Raw genomic sequence first — 16,543 nt, forward strand, 5'->3', positions numbered from 1 at the left:
CCATGCCTTCCCGAAAAGCGCGCCTTGCCAGAGCGCGTGACCGGGAGCCAGAATGCCCCATCTGCCCCGCCTGATGTAAGGAAGCCCGATGCCTGATCCTGTTGCTGCCAGCTTGCGTCTAGCGCCCGAAGCGCTGACTCGCCCTTTCTCCGCTGAACAGTTCAGCTTCTCGACCACCAATGATCTGGAGCCTTTTCGCGGTGTGCTTGGCCAGGAACGCGCGGTTGAAGCCTTGCAGTTCGGTGTGGCCATGCCACGCCCCGGTTACAACGTGTTTGTCATGGGCGAGCCCGGTACCGGCCGCTTTTCGTTCGTCAAACGCTACCTGAAGGCCGAAGGCAAGCGCCTGCAGACCCCGGCTGACTGGGTCTATGTGAACAATTTCGACGAGCCCCGTGAGCCCCGTGCCCTGGAATTACCGGGCGGCGCTGCGGCGGCATTCATCGCCGATATCAATGGCCTGATCGATAACCTGGTGGCCACTTTCCCGGCCGCCTTCGAACACCCCACGTACCAACAGAGAAAAAGCGCCATCGACCGCGCCTTCAACCAGCGCTACGACAAGGCCCTGGACGTGATCGAGCGCCTGGCCCTGGAAAAAGACGTGGCGCTGTATCGCGACAGCAGCAATATCGCGTTTACCCCGATGCTCGACGGCAAGGCCCTGGACGAGGCCGAGTTCTCGCAGTTGCCGGAAGCCGATCGCGAGCGTTTCCACACCGACATATCCGAGTTGGAAGAGCGCCTCAACGAAGAACTGGCGAGCCTGCCGCAGTGGAAGCGTGAGTCCAACAACCAACTGCGTCAGTTCAACGAAGAAACCATCACCCTGGCCCTGCAGCCATTGCTCGCACCTCTGTCGGAAAAATACGCTGAAAACGCCGCCGTCTGCGGTTACCTGCAAGCGATGCAGGTGTACTTGCTCAAGACCGTGGTCGAGCAATTGGTCGACGATGCCAAGACCGACGCCCAGGCGCGCAAGCTGCTCGAAGAGCAATACTGCCCGAGCCTGGTGGTGGGCCATTCAGTCAACGGCGGCGCACCGGTGGTGTTTGAACCTCACCCGACCTACGACAACCTGTTCGGCCGCATCGAATACAGCACCGACCAGGGCGCGCTCTACACCACCTATCGGCAGTTGCGCCCAGGTGCCTTGCACCGCGCCAACGGCGGCTTCCTGATCCTTGAAGCCGAAAAAATGCTCGGCGAGCCGTTCGTGTGGGATGCGCTCAAGCGCGCCCTGCAGTCGCGCAAGCTGAAAATGGAGTCGCCGCTGGGCGAGCTGGGCCGCCTGGCCACCGTGACCCTCAACCCGCAGATGATCCCGTTGCAGGTCAAGGTGATCATCATCGGTTCGCGCCAGTTGTATTACGCGCTGCAGGACGCCGACCCGGACTTCCAGGAGATGTTCCGGGTGCTGGTGGACTTCGATGAAGACATCCAGATGGTCGACGAAAGCCTGGAGCAGTTCGCCCAGTTGCTTAAAACCCGCACCTCGGAAGAGGGCATGGCGCCGCTGACGTCGGATGCGGTGGCGCGGCTGGCCACGTACAGCGCGCGATTGGCCGAACACCAGGGGCGTTTGTCGGCGCGCATCGGCGACTTGTTCCAGTTGGTGAGCGAGGCGGACTTCATTCGCCACCTGGCGGGTGACGACATGACCGACGCCGGCCACATCGAGCGCGCGCTCAAGGCCAAGGCCACGCGCACCGGGCGGGTCTCGGCGCGGATTCTCGACGACATGCTCGCCGGGGTCATCCTGATCGACACCGCGGGCGCGGCGGTGGGCAAGTGCAACGGTCTGACAGTGCTGGAGGTGGGCGATTCGGCCTTCGGCGTGCCGGCGCGGATTTCAGCCACGGTGTACCCGGGCGGCAGCGGCATTGTCGATATCGAGCGTGAGGTCAACCTTGGCCAGCCGATCCACTCCAAGGGCGTGATGATCCTCACCGGGTACCTGGGCAGCCGCTATGCCCAGGAATTCCCACTGGCGATCTCGGCGAGTATCGCGCTGGAACAGTCCTACGGTTATGTGGACGGCGACAGTGCGTCCCTGGGCGAAGCGTGCACCTTGATCTCGGCCCTGTCGAAGACGCCGCTCAAGCAGTGCTTTGCCATCACCGGCTCGATCAACCAGTTTGGCGAAGTGCAGGCCGTGGGCGGGGTCAACGAGAAGATCGAAGGCTTCTTCCGTCTCTGCGAAGCCCGCGGCTTGACCGGGGAGCAGGGCGCGATCATTCCCCAGGCCAACGTCGCCACGCTGATGCTCGATGAGAAAGTCCTGCAGGCCGTGCGCGCCGGACAGTTCCATATCTATGCCGTGCGCCAGGCGGACGAGGCCTTGAGCCTGCTGGTGGGTGAGGACGCCGGTGAGCCGGATGCCGATGGGCAATTTCCCGAGGGCTCGGTGAATGCACGCGTGGTAGAGCGGTTGCGGGCGATTGCCGAGATGATCAGTGAGGAAGACTTGAAGGAGGCCGAGAAAGAGCTGGCGCTCCAGGCGTTGGCGGAAGCCAAGCCGAGCTGATTTGTTAGCGCGACGCGGCCAAAGTGTGGGAGCGGGCTTGCTCGCGAAGGCGGTATGTCAGAGAAAAGTGTGCTAACTGACACGCCGCCTTCGCGAGCAAGCCCGCTCCCACATTGGGTCTGCGGCGTATGTGAGATAGCATGCAGTTCGTCATTAAATTGACACTGAGCTGGCGACCAGTGCCGTTGGTCCCTACAACCTTGGTTTGTTGTGGCTTTCTTCTATTCTTGATTCAGGGATATCCACAGGAGTCGCTGGATAGAAACAGCCTTGCCCCAGGCTGAGGCTGAACACCGATCTACCGAGGGTCGCCGCCATGCCGCGCAACCTTTGCCTTACCCGCCAGTGCCTTGGCCTGGTCACCCGTATCGAATGTGCCATTCGCCCTCTTGCGGGGGATAACGGGCTGTGGACTTTATTGTTCGCCGCCGGAATGACCGGCGAACAGCCTTCCACCCTCAAGTCCGAAGGCCCGTTTGCCGGGCCGGTCGTGGCGCAACACATGCTGCAAGCTATCGTGGACAACTTGACCTTGTGCGGCTATGAGCTGGCGCGCGACCCGCAGATCTGGTGCCTGCACCTGCAGGCCTATCTGCGCCAGCTCAACGCGAGGCACGAACAGCTGGCCTAATAGCCGTCGTTTATTTGCTCTCGGGCTTGTCCAGCTTGACTTCGAAGCCGTATTGCACGGTGTTCAGATCGGTGCGCTGATAGCTTTCCAGGGATGTCGGCTGGCCGTAGAAGTAATGCACGTCAAACATCGCCGTGCCGTACTCCTCGGCACGGTGGCTGACCCCGAGAATTTCCTTGAGGTAGTTGCCACTGGCGTCTTTGGCGTAGAAGCGCCAGCTGTCGGCGGGGAACTCCTTCTGGTCGACGATCAGTGCGTTGTCCTTGAGCGATAGCCCCTTGGGCAGCTTGGCTACGTCTATCTCGCCCTTCTCGATGGTCGCCAGAAACAGCGGAATCGAGCCCACCACGAAGGCCGGGTCTTCCGGAAACAGGTTCAGGTCGTAGGTGAGGGTGCCGCGCGTGGGGTTCAGTTCGAAGGCTTCGGTCGGCAACTCGATCGGCTCGCCGCGTTCGCCTTTTTCGTCGGCGGTGAAGAAGGTCACCGGTGACTCACTGCTGGTGCGCTCGCTGCCGATCAGGTCATCGTTGAAGGTGAACGGGTGGTCGAACGCGATGTGCGCGGCGCTGGCGTCTTCCACCGACTGGCTGATGGTGACGCTGTTTTTCAGTTGCTCTTCGGTCATGCTCGCGCCTTTGAGCCAGCTGGCGGCGCCATCGTCATAAACGGTGACCTGCATCGGTAACGCCTGCACGGTTGGCTGCAGGCTGTTCTTGTCGAAGCGCAGCACCGGCAGGTCGAGGTCCTTGCGGGTCAGTGTAGCGCTGGAAAAATCCAGCACGTTGACCTGCAGGTTGTCGACCAGCCCGTTGAAGTACACCTTGGCGTAATGACTGCTCTGCTGGTGTTCGAAGGCCTTCTGTTGTTCGGCCAGCTTTTTTTCGAGCGCATCGGACCATGCGTCCTGCTTTTGCAGCTGCGCCAGTTGCTTCTCGTAGAACGCCACCTGTGCGCCGCTTTCGTTGATCGAGCCAGAGCGTGTGAGGAATTGCCCGGTGCTGTCGCGTGCCTGTACCAGCAGGGGGTTAGGCGATTCCTCGCCCACTTGCGGCGCCAGTGGCAGGCTGTTGGTCATCTCGATTTCGGCGTAGTTTTTGTCCAGATGCACCAGGGTGAGGGTGATATTGCCTTCGGTGCGCGTGTGGCCCTCGTCCCTTTTCGACAGCTCGAATGTCAACACCTTGCCCGGCGCAACCACTTCAACCGTGCCTTTGAGGCTGACCGGCTGTGGCTGGCTCTTGTTTTCCGTCTCGATGCCGTCGAAGAAGGGGTAGGTCACCGTCAGGTCGTCGGGGTTGGTCAGGTTGGAACTGCTGGGGCTCAGTTGGATGCCAGGATCGGTTTCCGACCATTCCGGCTGAAAGGGGATGACTTTGTTGTTGCTCAAGGTCACCGACTGCCATTCCAGGCCATGGGGGAAGGGAAACGCGTCGGGCATACCGAAATTGAAGGGGAAGACCGGCTGCAGGTCCGTCAGGTAATCGGAGTGGGACGTCTTGCGCAGCACAAACAGGCCATTGATGTAGGTGTCCACCAGCGCCTGGGGCGTGGGGTAATGCTTGAGCAGGGCCAGGGCGTCTTCGCCGTATTCGGTTTCGATGGGCTTGCTGTCAAGCTTGGTCCGCGCTCGTTCCAGTAACAGCAGCGAACCGCCGAGGTCAGCGATGGCGTCGCGCAGCTTGGGGTCGTAGATGCCGTCGAGGGACTGTTCGAACGTTGCGGTTTTCTCTTCGAGGGAGGCCTGCTTCTGCTCGTCGCTGGGGGAGCACCCGCCGGCCAGCAGCAATATCGTGCACAGGCCGATGTTGGCCAAAGGGAATCGCACATCCATCATCTGAGTTTTTCCTGTCCGACATCATCGAGCCGAGTTATTGGGCTCGACACTAGCAGAAAAATTCTCTTACAGATGCCGCCCCGGTCAGTTTTCTCGTGGTTACAGGTGGCTTGTAGCGGCTGGTATACTCGCCGTCATTTCTAGCCAAGCTGTGTGAGATCCCATGGAACGCTTTATCGAAAACACTATGTACGCCTCACGCTGGCTGCTGGCGCCGATCTACCTCGGGCTGTCCCTGGGCTTGCTGATCCTGGCGCTGAAGTTCTTCCAGGAAATCATTCACGTGATTCCCAACATTTTCACCATGTTGGAAGCCGAGGTGATCCTGCTGCTGTTGTCGCTGATCGACATGGCGCTGGTCGGCGGCCTGTTGGTCATGGTGATGATTTCCGGCTACGAAAACTTCGTTTCGCAGCTGGATATCGATGAAAACAAAGAAAAGCTCAACTGGCTCGGCACCATGGACTCTTCATCGCTGAAGATGAAGGTCGCGGCCTCCATCGTGGCCATTTCGTCCATCCACCTGCTGCGCATTTTCATGGACGCCAAGAACGTCGATCCCCAGCACCTGATGTGGTACGTGATCATCCACATGACCTTCGTGGTTTCAGCCTTTGCCATGGGCTATCTGGACAAGCTCACCAAACATTAATGCCCGGCGCCGGCCTTACTGTTCCACAAAATAGTAAGGCTGGCGGTTGATCGACATTTCCTTGAGCACTTTCACCGGCGTGGCCAAGCCGTTGGTATGGTCCAGCAGCGCAATGTTGCCGGGCTTGGCGGCGAGGTAGTCGTGCAACTGGGCCTCGGTCTGCAGGATCGGCAGGTAGGCCCGCAGGTAAAACACACTGGCCCCGGCGATGCGCTCGTTGGGCTGGAACAGCACCACCTCCTTGCCTTCATCTTTTAACGCCTGGACCTGGCTGATCACCGGTATGAACGACTGGCGTGCATCCGCCTTGGGCGCGAACCAGAACGCCGCTATCAGGTAGCAAGCCACGGCCAGGGTGAACACACTGCCCACCAGGGTTTTGTGGTGTTTGTGCAACGCGGGCTTGTGCGCTTGTAACCAACCCAGCAACACGCGCGAAAATTCCGCAGCCAATACGGCGGCAGCTGGCGTCAGTGCCATCAGGTACACCGTGCGTTTGCTCGATGCCAGGCTCAGCAGGGTGAACTGCGCCACCAGCCAGACACTGAAGAACAGGCGGTAGCGGTTGCGTACCAGGCTTTTTCGAAAGTGCCAAAGGCCCAGGTACACAAGGATGTTCCAAGGCAGAAAGGCCTCCGGAAGCTTGGCGATGTAGTAATAGAACGGCTCGTAATGCCCCGCCTCGACAAACGAACCGCTGAACCGACCGACGCTGTTGGTCAACAACACCTCGGCCACCGCCTGCATGCCGCCGCGTTGGAACAGGAAGCCCAGCCAGATCACCAGCGGCACCAATGCCAACAGGGTAAACAGCGCAGGCTTGAGCCAGGCATCAAGGTGCACGCGCTTGTCCATCAGGCTGGTACTGGCCAGGTACACAAAAATCACAATGCCAGGCATGGCCAGGCCCAGCACCCCTTTGCTCAACGTGGCAATCGCCATCCCGGCGGTAAACAGCGCCCATGCGCCTGCACTGGAGCCTTCGCGATCAGGTCGTACGGCCTGGTAGAACGCCAGCAGCGCAGCGGTAACGCCCAGTGTGAGCAACGAATCTTCACCCACACCGCGCACGTTGCTCCAGTAGCTGGCCATGGTCGCCAGTATCAATGCCGCGCTGAAGGCCAGCGTTTGCGGGCGTCCGAACCGTCGCAGCATGGCGTACAGCAGCATCACGCTGAACAAACCGGCAAATGCCGACGCCAGGCGCACCGCCCAGGTAGTGCCACCAAACAGGCGAATGGCCCCCGCGTCGATCCATAGGCTCAGCGGTGGTTTTTCCAGGAAGGGCTCACGAAACAATTGGGGCACCACCCAGTTGTTGTCCAGGTGCATGGCCATGGCGATCCCGGCGACGCGGGCTTCGGTAGAGCCTTGCAACTCATGGTTACCCAGGGCGAAAAAGAACAGCAGGCCAGCAAGCAGGAGCAGCAGAGGAGCGGGACGCGACATGGGTGGGGCTACCAAGGCAGAAGGACCGTCCGGGTAACGGTCATCGCAATTGGCTAGTATCTGTTTGTGCTTCTGAACATTTCGTGAACGAATCGGGAATTTTTTAGAGGCGGGTCACGGCATTTTCAAGCTGGGCACCGCCTGTTTGCCTTGCGCCGTCAGCACCGGTTCCAGTTCTTCCCAGGTAAAGCTCAGTTCGTTGTCACAGCCGTCGCCTTGGGCGGGTGTCGAGAGTTGCAGGCCCTGGGTGTTGAAACTCAAGTCGAACGTCGTATAGCTGGTCACGGCCGGGCACCCTTCGTCGGTGCTGGTCTTCTTGGCCAGCCATGCGCTGAAGGCGGCGGGCAGTTTGACCTGGCTGGAGTAGGGGCTGTCCCATTCTTGCTGGCCGCCCAGCCATATCCAGGGGTCGACGCGTTCGCCGGTCTGCAAGTTCCAGCTGTGCAGGCCCCAACTAATGCCGCCGCGTCCGTAACCTGCCGACCAGCGGTAGAAGCGCACGGTGATCCAGTGCGATGACCAATAAAACGGCTCGACCGTGATCTCGCTCGTGGTGGTACCGCCGCTTTGCTCCAAAGCGTTGCGCCGCTCGGTGTAGAACTCGGTCTGGCCGTCCGGGTTGATGGCCATGCGCGCAAGGTCTCGGTTGATCTCGTCGATGGCCGCACCGTCGCCTTCGAGTTGCAGAATGACCTGGCCGCCTTGGGTTTTCACTTGATAGGCATGTTCGCCGAACGTCTTCCTCTCCACCTTTACCGCAGGCGGCACCGCTTCAAGCGCGTTGTTATAGGCGTCGCTGGCGCAACCGTCGGTGTCAGCGCGTTTGAGCCTGAGCGCCAGGCTTTTACCGCCCAGGGTTTTGCTCCAGGTCCCCGTCAACGTGTCACCCTGAGGGTCGTCCAACTGCCAGAAACCGGTTTGCCCTTCTTCGGCCCACGGCTCGCTGGCGTTGGCCTGCGTCAACTGGATGGGCGTGAGAATGCGCTGGTAGTAATAACTGCCATTGGCCCCATGGGCGCCGTTGAAACAGACGGTGATCGCGGACTTGCCCAAGGTGCCCCTCCAGACACCGGCCAGGTCGGCGGCGTTGGCAAGCAGTGGGGCGCAGGCGAGTGCGAGAACAGCAAGTGGCTTGAGCACGGGTATCGGACTTCCGGTTGTCTGATAGAGGGGGTCAGGGTAATGGGAAGTGCGGGGGGATTCCAGATAGGGATTGTTTTGCTTCGAAGGCTTTAGCCGATGCGCAGCGGTCTAAATTTTTATCTGGTCAAATTTTCCTGGGGCAGAAAAGCGCCACGGCACGTTGAATGCGGCGCCTCCTCTTATCAGCTCTGATTGACTCATGATTGCCGGCCACCATCGAATCAGGTTATGCGCCTTGTTCCAATAGGTCTCGTTATTCCAATGTTTCGCCAGACAGAAAATGGGTAGCCCGCAGTCTCGAAATGCCTGCTTTTCAGCGTGCCCTTTGGCAAAGCGATCTTGGGAGATAACGACCCAGTCGCCTTCCTCGCGAAGCACTGATATCCAGGAAATATCACTCGCGTCCTGGGGGAATTTATCTCTGAGCGGAACTACGCCATGCTCATGGACTTTTGAAAGCTCATTCAGGGCGCGTCCCAGTGCCGGTGGCAGATTGTGGTCCAGAAGGAAATTCAAGCCGCATGCCTTTGTTCGAAGTTGATCGCGGCTTTTACAGCGGATGTAGGGATCTCGTAGAGCAGGGCAACGCGTTTTGTATCCTGTCCTTCCGCTTCATAGGCACTGAACAGCGCGGCGGTGTCGATACCGGTCACGGTCAGTACGGGCTTCCCGAAATTCCTGGCAGGGTCCAATACAACGGCCTTGCTACGTTTGATCGGATACCAGCGTTGTGCCGAGCCTATACCGGTGTAGTCGATCCCTTCATACAGCGACGGACTGATGACCTGCTTGAAAGCGTATTGTTTTTTGATCAGATCCAAAAGTGCCTCATCGCCCGTTTCATCCAGAACGGTGGCAAAGATGCTTCGGCCGTCTGTTTGGAAGCGCCTGCAAGTGAACGGGTAGGCTTGACCGAAAAGCTCCGTTGCTTGCCTGGACGCGCTGCGAATGGCTTGAAGGCTGACTCCGTGCTGACGGAATGCATGCACAAAGCGGATTTCCAGCAGGTCATGGAAACCCAGTACGCAATCGCTTACATCCTGCAGTTCCGATTGCCAAAGACCAGGATGATGAATGCCGTTGTTACTGTAGCCGAACAACCATCTTCGAATGTCTGAGGCGGGGATGCCGGTATACAGTGAGGCTTCACCGAGCGTATAGAGGCCAACCCCCACAAGGGGGCTGGGCGAAACAGTGCCTTGCATGACGGGCCTCCTTGTCGTGGGTCGGGGGGGGGGGCAGGAGTGTGGGCGCTCAAATAGTTGCGTTCAACTATGGTCAGACGAGCAGTCGTTCGAAGCGTATTCGAGATATTCACTTCGCGCCAGTTCATCTAAGGCATACCAACGTGCAGGAATTTTCCGTCGGCTGATGTAAGTGGCAGTAGTCCGCATCAGAAGCCCAGCCCCACGCGCTTCGAGCACAGAAGAAGACGCCCTCAGACATCTTCTTCTGCTCCAGCAGATGACTCGGGTTGACCCGAATCAACAATCAATGTCCCCCGCCAATGCGCGCGCTTCAATTCGCCTGCCGAACCACCTGCTGCTCGCGCTGGTTGCATTGCCAGCGCCACGCATCGGCGAGCATTTGCTCCAACGAATAGCGCGCTTGCCAGCCCAACTCGTCGATGGACTTTTGCGGGTCGGCCCAGCAGCAGGCTATGTCGCCTGGGCGGCGCGCTTCGAAGTTCAGGGGGATCCGGACGCCGCTCACTTTTTCAAAGGCGTTGATCACGTCCAGCACCGAATACCCACGCCCCGTTCCGAGGTTCCAGATACTGACGCCGCGGCGCTCGCGCAATGCTTCCAGCGCGCGGATATGACCCAGGGCCAGGTCCACAACGTGGATGTAGTCGCGAACGCCGGTGCCGTCCGGGGTGGGGTAGTCCTTGCCATAGACCGACAACGCTTGGCGCTCGCCGCTGGCAACCTGAAGCAGATAGGGCAATAGATTGTTCGGTGTGCTGGTCGGCGCCTCGCCCAGCAGGCCGGAGGCATGGGCACCGATCGGGTTGAAGTAGCGCAGCAGGCCTATCGACCAGCGCGGGTCGGAGCTGGCCACGCTTTTCATGACGTTTTCGCACATCAGCTTCGACATCCCGTACGGGTTGGTCGGTTGCCCGGTGGCGCACGCTTCGTTGATCGGCATGCGGCTGCAGTCCCCATACACCGTTGCGGATGAACTGAACACCAGCCGGAACACGCCGGCCTGTGCCATGGCCTGGCAAAGCACCACGCTGCCGCCGACATTGGTGTCGTAGTAGCGCAACGGCTCGCGCACGCTTTCGCCAACGGCTTTCAAACCCGCGCAGTGCACCACGGCATCGATGGGGTAGTCACGCAGCAGGGTGTCGAGCAAACGTCGATTACGCACGTCGCCATAGATGAACCCCGGCCGCTTGCCCGCCAAGGTGCTTATCCGGTCGACCGCCGAGCGATGGCTGTTGCATAAGTTGTCCAGTATCAACACCTCTTCGCCTCGGACCATCCATTCCAATGCAACGTGCGCACCGATATATCCCGCACCGCCCGTAATCAAGATCATGCGCTCGCCCTCGTTCGCCCTGGCATCTGCCCGATGCCTGTTTTTTTCTGTTCGATCAGCGCTGTTTGCGCGGCTGACTGTTCAAGGTAGGGGGCGCTTTTGACGAGGAGTTCAAACCGGATGACTGACCGGTATGTGCAGTTCATCGGCTTCGCTCACTCTTGCGCTGAACGCGCCGCGACGACCGTGCTTCCAACCTTCAAGAGCCGAGTGGCCTGGATAAGGGCTGTCGTGCACTTGCCGTATCGACACGGTATGGCCAAGGGGCTCAATGCATGAGCCGTCACTTTCCGCTTGATAAGGACGTTGATATGAACCTTGCAGAACAGCCCGAGGCGTTTGCTCAAGTGATTGCGCAAAGCCCTGTTGAATCCCCCAGCCAGGCCCGTCCTACGCTGGTGTGCCTGTCCCATTTGCGCTGGGGGTTCGTCTACCAGCGTCCGCAGCATGTGATGTCGCGCCTGGCGAAAGACTATGACGTGATCTTCTTCGAAGAACCGGTCGTGGGCGGTAGCGAGCCTCCCCGGCTTGAAGCGTTGAGCCCGTCTGCAGGCATCCAGGTGGTTGTCCCGCACCTGCCCGAGGGCCTGGGTGAGCAGGCGATGATCGAGGCGCAGCGACGGTTGTTGGATGAGCGTCTCGCCGAGGCCCTGCAAGGTGATCTCCTGCTCTGGTATTTCACGCCCATGAGCCTGGCGTTTACCGACCACCTCCAGGCGCGGGTCACGGTGTTCGACTGCATGGATGAGCTGTCTGCGTTCAAGGGCGCACCCGCACGGCTGGTGGACATGGAGCGGCTGCTCATGGACAAGGCCGACGTGGTGTTCACCGGCGGTTTCAGCCTCTGGGAGGTCAAGCAGCACCAGCACGGCAATGCGCACCCGGTGCCCAGCAGCGTCGACATTGGGCATTTTGCGCAGGCGCGAAACGCATTGGCGGACCCTGCCGACCAGGCGCCGATCGCGCGGCCACGCCTGGGCTTTTTCGGTGTGATCGATGAGCGCTTCGACATCGAACTGGTGGACCGCATGGCGGCGCAGCGTCCCGACTGGCAGATCGTACTGGTTGGGCCGGTGGTCAAGATCGATCCGCAGACCCTGCCGCGACGCCCCAATATTCATTATCTGGGCGGGCGGCAATACGCCGAATTGCCGGCTTACCTGAGCGGCTGGGACGTGGCCCTGATGCCGTTCGCGCTCAATGAGTCCACCCGTTTCATCAGCCCCACCAAGACCCCCGAGTACCTGGCCGGCGGCTGCCCCGTGGTCTCGACGCCAATACGCGATGTGGTCAATGGCTACGGCCAAAGCGGTGCCGTATTTATCGCCGACACTGCCGACGCGTTTGTCAGCGCCATCGAAGGCGCGCTGCGCCTCAAAGGTACGCCCGATTTCCTGAAACGCGCCGATGCGGCGCTTGAAGGGATGTCCTGGGACAACACGTGCCGCTTTATGAAGGAGCAGATCGAATGCCTCAGATAAACCTTGAAACCGCCAAGTCCGGTCCGTCCCGCCAACCCGGGCGCGGCGTCTATGACTACCTGGTCGTCGGCGCCGGCTTTGCCGGCAGTGTCATCGCCGAACGGCTGGCCCAGGGGCTGGGGCGCAACGTGCTGTTGATCGACCGACGCGCGCATATCGCCGGCAACGCATACGATCACCCGGATGCGGCGGGGGTGCTGGTGCATCGCTACGGTCCGCACATCTTTCACACCAACGCGCAGCGGATCGTCGACTACCTGTCGCGCTTTACCGAGTGGCGGCCCTATGAACACCGTGTGCTGGCGCAGGTCGATGGGCAACTGGTGCCGATCCCCATCAATCTCACCACGCTTAACAAACTGTACGGTTTGTCGATGACGTCCGAGCAGGCCGAAGTGTTCCTGGCCGAGCGCGCGGAGCCGGTGGCCACGATTCGCACGTCGGAAGACGTGGTGGTCAATCAGATCGGGCGCACGCTCTACGAGAAATTCTTCCGTGGCTACACCCGCAAGCAATGGGGCCTGGACCCTTCCGCGCTGGACAAGTCGGTGACCTCGCGGATCCCGACGCGCACCAATGAAGACGACCGCTATTTCACCGACACCTTCCAGATGATGCCCCGCGATGGCTACACGCGCATGTTCGAGCAGATGCTCGATCACCCCCGGATCGACGTGCTGCTGGATACCGACTTCAAGGCCGTGCGCGATGCGGTGAAATTCAACCACGTGATCTATTGCGGCCCGATCGACGAGTACTTTGATTTCCAGTTGGGACGCTTGCCCTACCGTTCGTTGCGGTTCGAGCACCAGACGCTCGAGCAGGAGCGCTATCAGCCGGTGGCGGTGGTCAACTTCCCGGACCCGGAGGTGCCCTACACGCGCATCACCGAGTACAAGCACCTGACCGGCCAGGTCCACCCCTGCACCAGCATTACTCGCGAGTTTCCCTGTGATGAGGGCGACCCTTATTACCCGGTGCCACGCGCCGAAAACGTCGAGCTGTACAAGCGTTACAAGGCCCTCGCGGAGCAGACGCCGAATGTGACGTTCCTCGGGCGCCTGGGTACTTACAAGTACTACAACATGGACCAGGTGGTGGGCCAGGCGCTTGCGTTGTACCGCGACATTGAGGCCGCGAGCAGCGAAGCCACCGTTGCAGCCGGGCTCGATGTGTTATGAGCGCGCCGCCGGAGCAGAGCCAAAGGGAGCCCCGCGAGCGCGGTCATCATGCGCTCTTCAACAGCTTCGTGATGGCGGGCTACGAGTGCTCCAGCCAGCGCCGCCAGGATGGTCGGCGCCTGGATTTGCTGGCCGCCACCGGGCACGCGCGTTGGGCACACAAGGACTACGCGCAACTGGCGGGCCTGAATGTGCGTTGCGCCCGTGACGGCCTGCGTTGGCACTTGATCGAGCGCAGCCCGGGTCGCTACGACTGGAGCAGTTTCCTGCCGATGCTCAGGGCTGCGCGCGATCACCAGGTGCAAGTGATCTGGGACCTTTGCCATTACGGGTATCCGGATGACCTGGACGTCTGGCGCCCGTCGTTTGTCGACCGGTTCGCACGTTTTGCCGGCGCGGTGGCAGGGCTGATGGCGGATGAAGGCATCAGCGTTCCGTTCTATTCGCCGGTCAACGAGATATCGTTCTGGAGCTGGGCGGGGGGCGACGTCGGTTATTTCAACCCCAATGCCCACGGGCGCGGCCAGGAGCTCAAGCACCAGTTGGTGCGCGCCAGCATCGCGGCGATCGAGGCGATTCGCGAACGCGCGCCGGCTGCGCGGTTCGTGCAGTGCGACCCGCTGATCAATGTGGTCTCCGAGTCGCAGCGTAGCGAGGACATTGAAAACGCCGAACGCTACCGGGTGGCCCAATTCGAGGCCTGGGACATGCTGATCGGGCGCCAGTGGCCGGGCCTGGGCGGGCAGGAGGATTACCTGGATATCATCGGCGCGAATTTCTACCCGCATAACCAGTGGTATTTCCACGGCGGGCGCATTGCGCTGGGTGAGTCGGATTACCGCCCGCTCGCCGGTATGCTCAAAGAGTTGCACCAACGCTACCAGCGGCCGCTGCTGATCTCTGAAACTGGAGCGGAGGACCAGGAACGTTTGCCCTGGTTGAGCTATGTCGTGGAACAGGTGCTGATGGCGCTGGAACGTGGGGTGCCGGTGCAAGGCATTTGTTGGTACCCCTTTCTCGATTACCCCGGCTGGGATGATGGCCGGTATTGCCCCACCGGCGTCTTCGGCTACGCCGACGGAGAGGGCGAGCGCGCGGCTTTCCACCCGTTGCACCTGCAGCTCAAAGCCCTGCCCGAGCGTATCGAGGCACGCTTGCGCGAGCTTGATGAAAGGCGGGCGCAGAGGCTGCGCACATGATCTTCCAGCGCCTGCGCGACGAGCCTTTGCCGGCGACAGCCAGCGCGTTTTTATGGCGCTACGTGAGGGTACGCCCGCTGCATTTCAGCGCGATGTTGTCACTGGTGATCGGCGCGGCCTGCTGCGCGGTGGCGGTACAGTACGGCATGAAGTTGCTGGTGGACGCCATGGCCGGAGAGTCGCAGGCCGACCAGGTGTGGCATGCGTTCAGTCTGTTCATCGGCTTGATCGTGTTGGAAAACGTGCTGTGGCGGTTGGGCGGTTGGGTGGGCTGTTATACCGTGGTGGGCAGTTGCGCCGACCTGCGCGTTGACCTTTTTCATCACCTGACCGGTCATCCGATGCGCTATTTCAACCGGCATTTTGCCGGTTCGCTGGCCAATCGAGTGTCGTCGGCCGGCGCGGCCGCCGACAAGATATACGGCGGCCTGGCGTGGCGCATCGTGCCGCCGTGCGTGGACTTTATCGGTGCCGTAGTGGTGTTGTTCGCCGTGCGCGGCTCAATGGCATTGGCCCTGATCGCGTGTGTGGTGCTGGTGGCCGCGTTGATCACTGTGGTCGGCGTGCGTGGCAGAAACCGGCATATCGCCTTCGCCTCACAGTCGGCGCGGGTCGGGGGCGAGATTGTCGACCTGGTGTCCAATGTCTGGACGATCAAGGCGTTCTCCGGGCGCGAGCGCGAGCGCGTCAGGCTGGAGCGGGAGATCGGCGTCGAGGCGGGCGCGCATCGGCGCAGTTGGATCTACCTGGAAAAGGCACGCGTGCTCCACGATATCTGCCTGTCCATCATGGCCGGGTCAATGCTGGGCTGGGCGATCCTGCTGTGGCGCCAGGGCCAGGTTACGGCGGGCGATGTGGTCATGGTCAGCGCGTTGACGTTTCGTATCCTCCACGGCTCGCGCGAATTGGCGCTGGCGCTGGTGGAAGCCAGCCAGCAGATGGGCGTCATCACCGAAACGCTCGGCATCATCGCGCAGCCGCACGAACTCAGCGATGCGCCGGAAGAACTCGCGCCGACCCGGGGCAGCATCAAATTGCTGGACGTCAGCTATGCGTACCCCGGCGGGCGCCAGGTGTTCAACCATTTATTCCTGGACATTCCTGCGGGCCAGAGCGTCGGGATTGCCGGTACCTCGGGTTCGGGAAAATCCACGCTGCTCAGCTTGCTGCAACGTCTGGACGACGTGCACAGCGGGGCGATCCTGATCGACGACCGGGACATCCGCTCGGTCAGCCAGGACAGCCTGCGCCGGCAAATCGCCGTGGTACCCCAGGAGCCGGCGCTGTTCAATCGCAGCATCCTGGAAAACATCGGCTACGGCCTGCCGCGCGCGACCGAGCAACAGATTATTGATGCCGCCCGGCGGGCCTACTGCGATGAGTTCGTGCAGGCGCTGCCTGATGGTTATCACACGCTGGTGGGGGAACGTGGCGTGACGCTTTCCGGCGGGCAACGCCAGCGCCTGGGGCTGGCGCGAGCGTTCCTGAAGAACGCGCCGATCTTGATCCTCGACGAGGCGACCTCCGCACTGGATTCCGATTCCGAGGCCGTCATTCAGTGCGCGCTGATGGACCTGATGCGCGGCAGGACCGTGCTCGCGGTGGCTCACCGACTCTCGACCATCGCCAGCTTCGACCGGGTGCTGGTGCTGGAGGAGGGGAAGGTGGTTCAGGACGGCGCACCCGATGAACTGCGTCGCCGCCAGGGACGTTTCCGCACGCTCTGGCAGATGCAGGCGATGGTCCAGGACCACTGATGCCTGAGCGTGCTCGGAGCGGAGTACGCCGTTGATCGGCCTGCGCCGTTTGCCGAACGAACGCGTGAGAATAGCCTCGGTTCGAACCTTACATAGCCGTTGACGCCCTTGGGGCGAACCTACTTTTCAGGACAGAAGAGGAATT

Annotated in this window: 13 protein-coding genes; 7 read left to right on the forward strand and 6 right to left on the reverse strand. The window is 61.0% G+C overall.

From position 1 onward, the window contains the following. The first annotated feature begins 88 nt into the window (after positions 1-88). Positions 89-2,527 (forward strand): ATP-binding protein, encoded by a 2,439-nt coding sequence (locus H0Z09_RS13600; RefSeq protein ID WP_186691061.1) that lies wholly within the window; start codon positions 89-91, stop codon positions 2,525-2,527. A 316-nt stretch (positions 2,528-2,843) separates the two neighbouring features. Then, on the forward strand, positions 2,844-3,158 hold the full coding sequence (locus H0Z09_RS13605; RefSeq protein ID WP_076952745.1) for a hypothetical protein: 315 nt from the start codon (positions 2,844-2,846) through the stop codon (positions 3,156-3,158). Between the two features lie 10 nt (positions 3,159-3,168). Here H0Z09_RS13605 and H0Z09_RS13610 read toward each other — a convergent pair whose 3' ends face one another. Next, entirely contained in the window at positions 3,169-4,992 is a 1,824-nt protein-coding gene (locus H0Z09_RS13610; protein WP_186691062.1) for a hypothetical protein, read from the reverse strand. Positions 4,993-5,155: 163 nt separating this feature from the next. Here H0Z09_RS13610 and H0Z09_RS13615 point away from each other — a divergent pair, with 163 nt between their 5' ends. Further along, positions 5,156-5,644: a TIGR00645 family protein gene (locus tag H0Z09_RS13615; RefSeq protein ID WP_005791582.1), complete on the forward strand. Its 489-nt coding sequence runs from the start codon at positions 5,156-5,158 to the stop codon at positions 5,642-5,644. A gap of 15 nt (positions 5,645-5,659) precedes the next feature. Here H0Z09_RS13615 and H0Z09_RS13620 read toward each other — a convergent pair whose 3' ends face one another. The 5 genes from H0Z09_RS13620 to galE all read right to left on the reverse strand — a co-directional run bounded on the left by H0Z09_RS13620 (position 5,660) and on the right by galE (position 10,780). Further along, positions 5,660-7,093: a glycosyltransferase family 39 protein gene (locus H0Z09_RS13620; RefSeq protein ID WP_186691063.1), complete on the reverse strand. Its 1,434-nt coding sequence runs from the start codon at positions 7,091-7,093 to the stop codon at positions 5,660-5,662. Between the two features lie 114 nt (positions 7,094-7,207). Then, on the reverse strand, positions 7,208-8,233 hold the full coding sequence (locus H0Z09_RS13625; protein WP_186691064.1) for a hypothetical protein: 1,026 nt from the start codon (positions 8,231-8,233) through the stop codon (positions 7,208-7,210). Between the two features lie 111 nt (positions 8,234-8,344). Beyond that, the gene (locus H0Z09_RS13630) at positions 8,345-8,752 is read right to left on the reverse strand and encodes a hypothetical protein (RefSeq protein ID WP_186691065.1); all 408 of its coding nucleotides are present in this window, start codon (positions 8,750-8,752) and stop codon (positions 8,345-8,347) included. Beyond that, positions 8,749-9,336, reverse strand: a complete 588-nt coding sequence (locus H0Z09_RS13635) for a DUF433 domain-containing protein (protein WP_186691096.1) — start codon at positions 9,334-9,336, stop codon at positions 8,749-8,751. The genes H0Z09_RS13630 and H0Z09_RS13635 overlap by 4 nt, the downstream gene beginning before the upstream one ends. A 418-nt stretch (positions 9,337-9,754) precedes the next feature. Beyond that, complete coding sequence (gene galE, locus H0Z09_RS13640) at positions 9,755-10,780, reverse strand: UDP-glucose 4-epimerase GalE (RefSeq protein WP_186691066.1); 1,026 nt, start codon at positions 10,778-10,780, stop codon at positions 9,755-9,757. Positions 10,781-11,091: 311 nt separating this feature from the next. Between galE and H0Z09_RS13645 the strand changes: the two genes are divergently transcribed. From H0Z09_RS13645 to H0Z09_RS13660, 4 genes are read left to right on the forward strand one after another with little or no spacing between them, the layout of a single operon-like run. Beyond that, the gene (locus tag H0Z09_RS13645) at positions 11,092-12,261 is read left to right on the forward strand and encodes a glycosyltransferase family 1 protein (protein ID WP_186691067.1); all 1,170 of its coding nucleotides are present in this window, start codon (positions 11,092-11,094) and stop codon (positions 12,259-12,261) included. Further along, a complete protein-coding gene (gene glf, locus H0Z09_RS13650; RefSeq protein ID WP_186691068.1) occupies positions 12,249-13,442 on the forward strand; it encodes a UDP-galactopyranose mutase in 1,194 nt (397 codons plus the stop codon). The genes H0Z09_RS13645 and glf overlap by 13 nt, the downstream gene beginning before the upstream one ends. Continuing rightward, a complete protein-coding gene (locus H0Z09_RS13655; RefSeq protein ID WP_186691069.1) occupies positions 13,439-14,641 on the forward strand; it encodes a beta-glucosidase in 1,203 nt (400 codons plus the stop codon). The genes glf and H0Z09_RS13655 overlap by 4 nt, the downstream gene beginning before the upstream one ends. Further along, the gene (locus tag H0Z09_RS13660) at positions 14,638-16,398 is read left to right on the forward strand and encodes an ABC transporter ATP-binding protein (RefSeq protein WP_186691070.1); all 1,761 of its coding nucleotides are present in this window, start codon (positions 14,638-14,640) and stop codon (positions 16,396-16,398) included. The genes H0Z09_RS13655 and H0Z09_RS13660 overlap by 4 nt, the downstream gene beginning before the upstream one ends. Positions 16,399-16,543: the final 145 nt, after the last annotated feature.

The sequence above is a fragment of the Pseudomonas sp. SWRI18 genome (assembly GCF_014268345.1).
GTDB lineage: Bacteria > Pseudomonadota > Gammaproteobacteria > Pseudomonadales > Pseudomonadaceae > Aquipseudomonas > Aquipseudomonas cedrina.

What these genes read in the sequence shown, in the direction of transcription:
- H0Z09_RS13600 (WP_186691061.1), top strand. Translation starts at nt 89, where the DNA reads ATGCCTGATCCTGTTGCTGCCAGCTTGCGTCTAGCGCCCGAAGCGCTG.
- H0Z09_RS13605 (WP_076952745.1), top strand. Translation starts at nt 2,844, where the DNA reads ATGCCGCGCAACCTTTGCCTTACCCGCCAGTGCCTTGGCCTGGTCACC.
- H0Z09_RS13610 (WP_186691062.1), bottom strand. Translation starts at nt 4,992, where the DNA reads ATGATGGATGTGCGATTCCCTTTGGCCAACATCGGCCTGTGCACGATA.
- H0Z09_RS13615 (WP_005791582.1), top strand. Translation starts at nt 5,156, where the DNA reads ATGGAACGCTTTATCGAAAACACTATGTACGCCTCACGCTGGCTGCTG.
- H0Z09_RS13620 (WP_186691063.1), bottom strand. Translation starts at nt 7,093, where the DNA reads ATGTCGCGTCCCGCTCCTCTGCTGCTCCTGCTTGCTGGCCTGCTGTTC.
- galE (WP_186691066.1), bottom strand. Translation starts at nt 10,780, where the DNA reads ATGATCTTGATTACGGGCGGTGCGGGATATATCGGTGCGCACGTTGCA.
- H0Z09_RS13645 (WP_186691067.1), top strand. Translation starts at nt 11,092, where the DNA reads ATGAACCTTGCAGAACAGCCCGAGGCGTTTGCTCAAGTGATTGCGCAA.
- glf (WP_186691068.1), top strand. Translation starts at nt 12,249, where the DNA reads ATGCCTCAGATAAACCTTGAAACCGCCAAGTCCGGTCCGTCCCGCCAA.
- H0Z09_RS13655 (WP_186691069.1), top strand. Translation starts at nt 13,439, where the DNA reads ATGAGCGCGCCGCCGGAGCAGAGCCAAAGGGAGCCCCGCGAGCGCGGT.
- H0Z09_RS13660 (WP_186691070.1), top strand. Translation starts at nt 14,638, where the DNA reads ATGATCTTCCAGCGCCTGCGCGACGAGCCTTTGCCGGCGACAGCCAGC.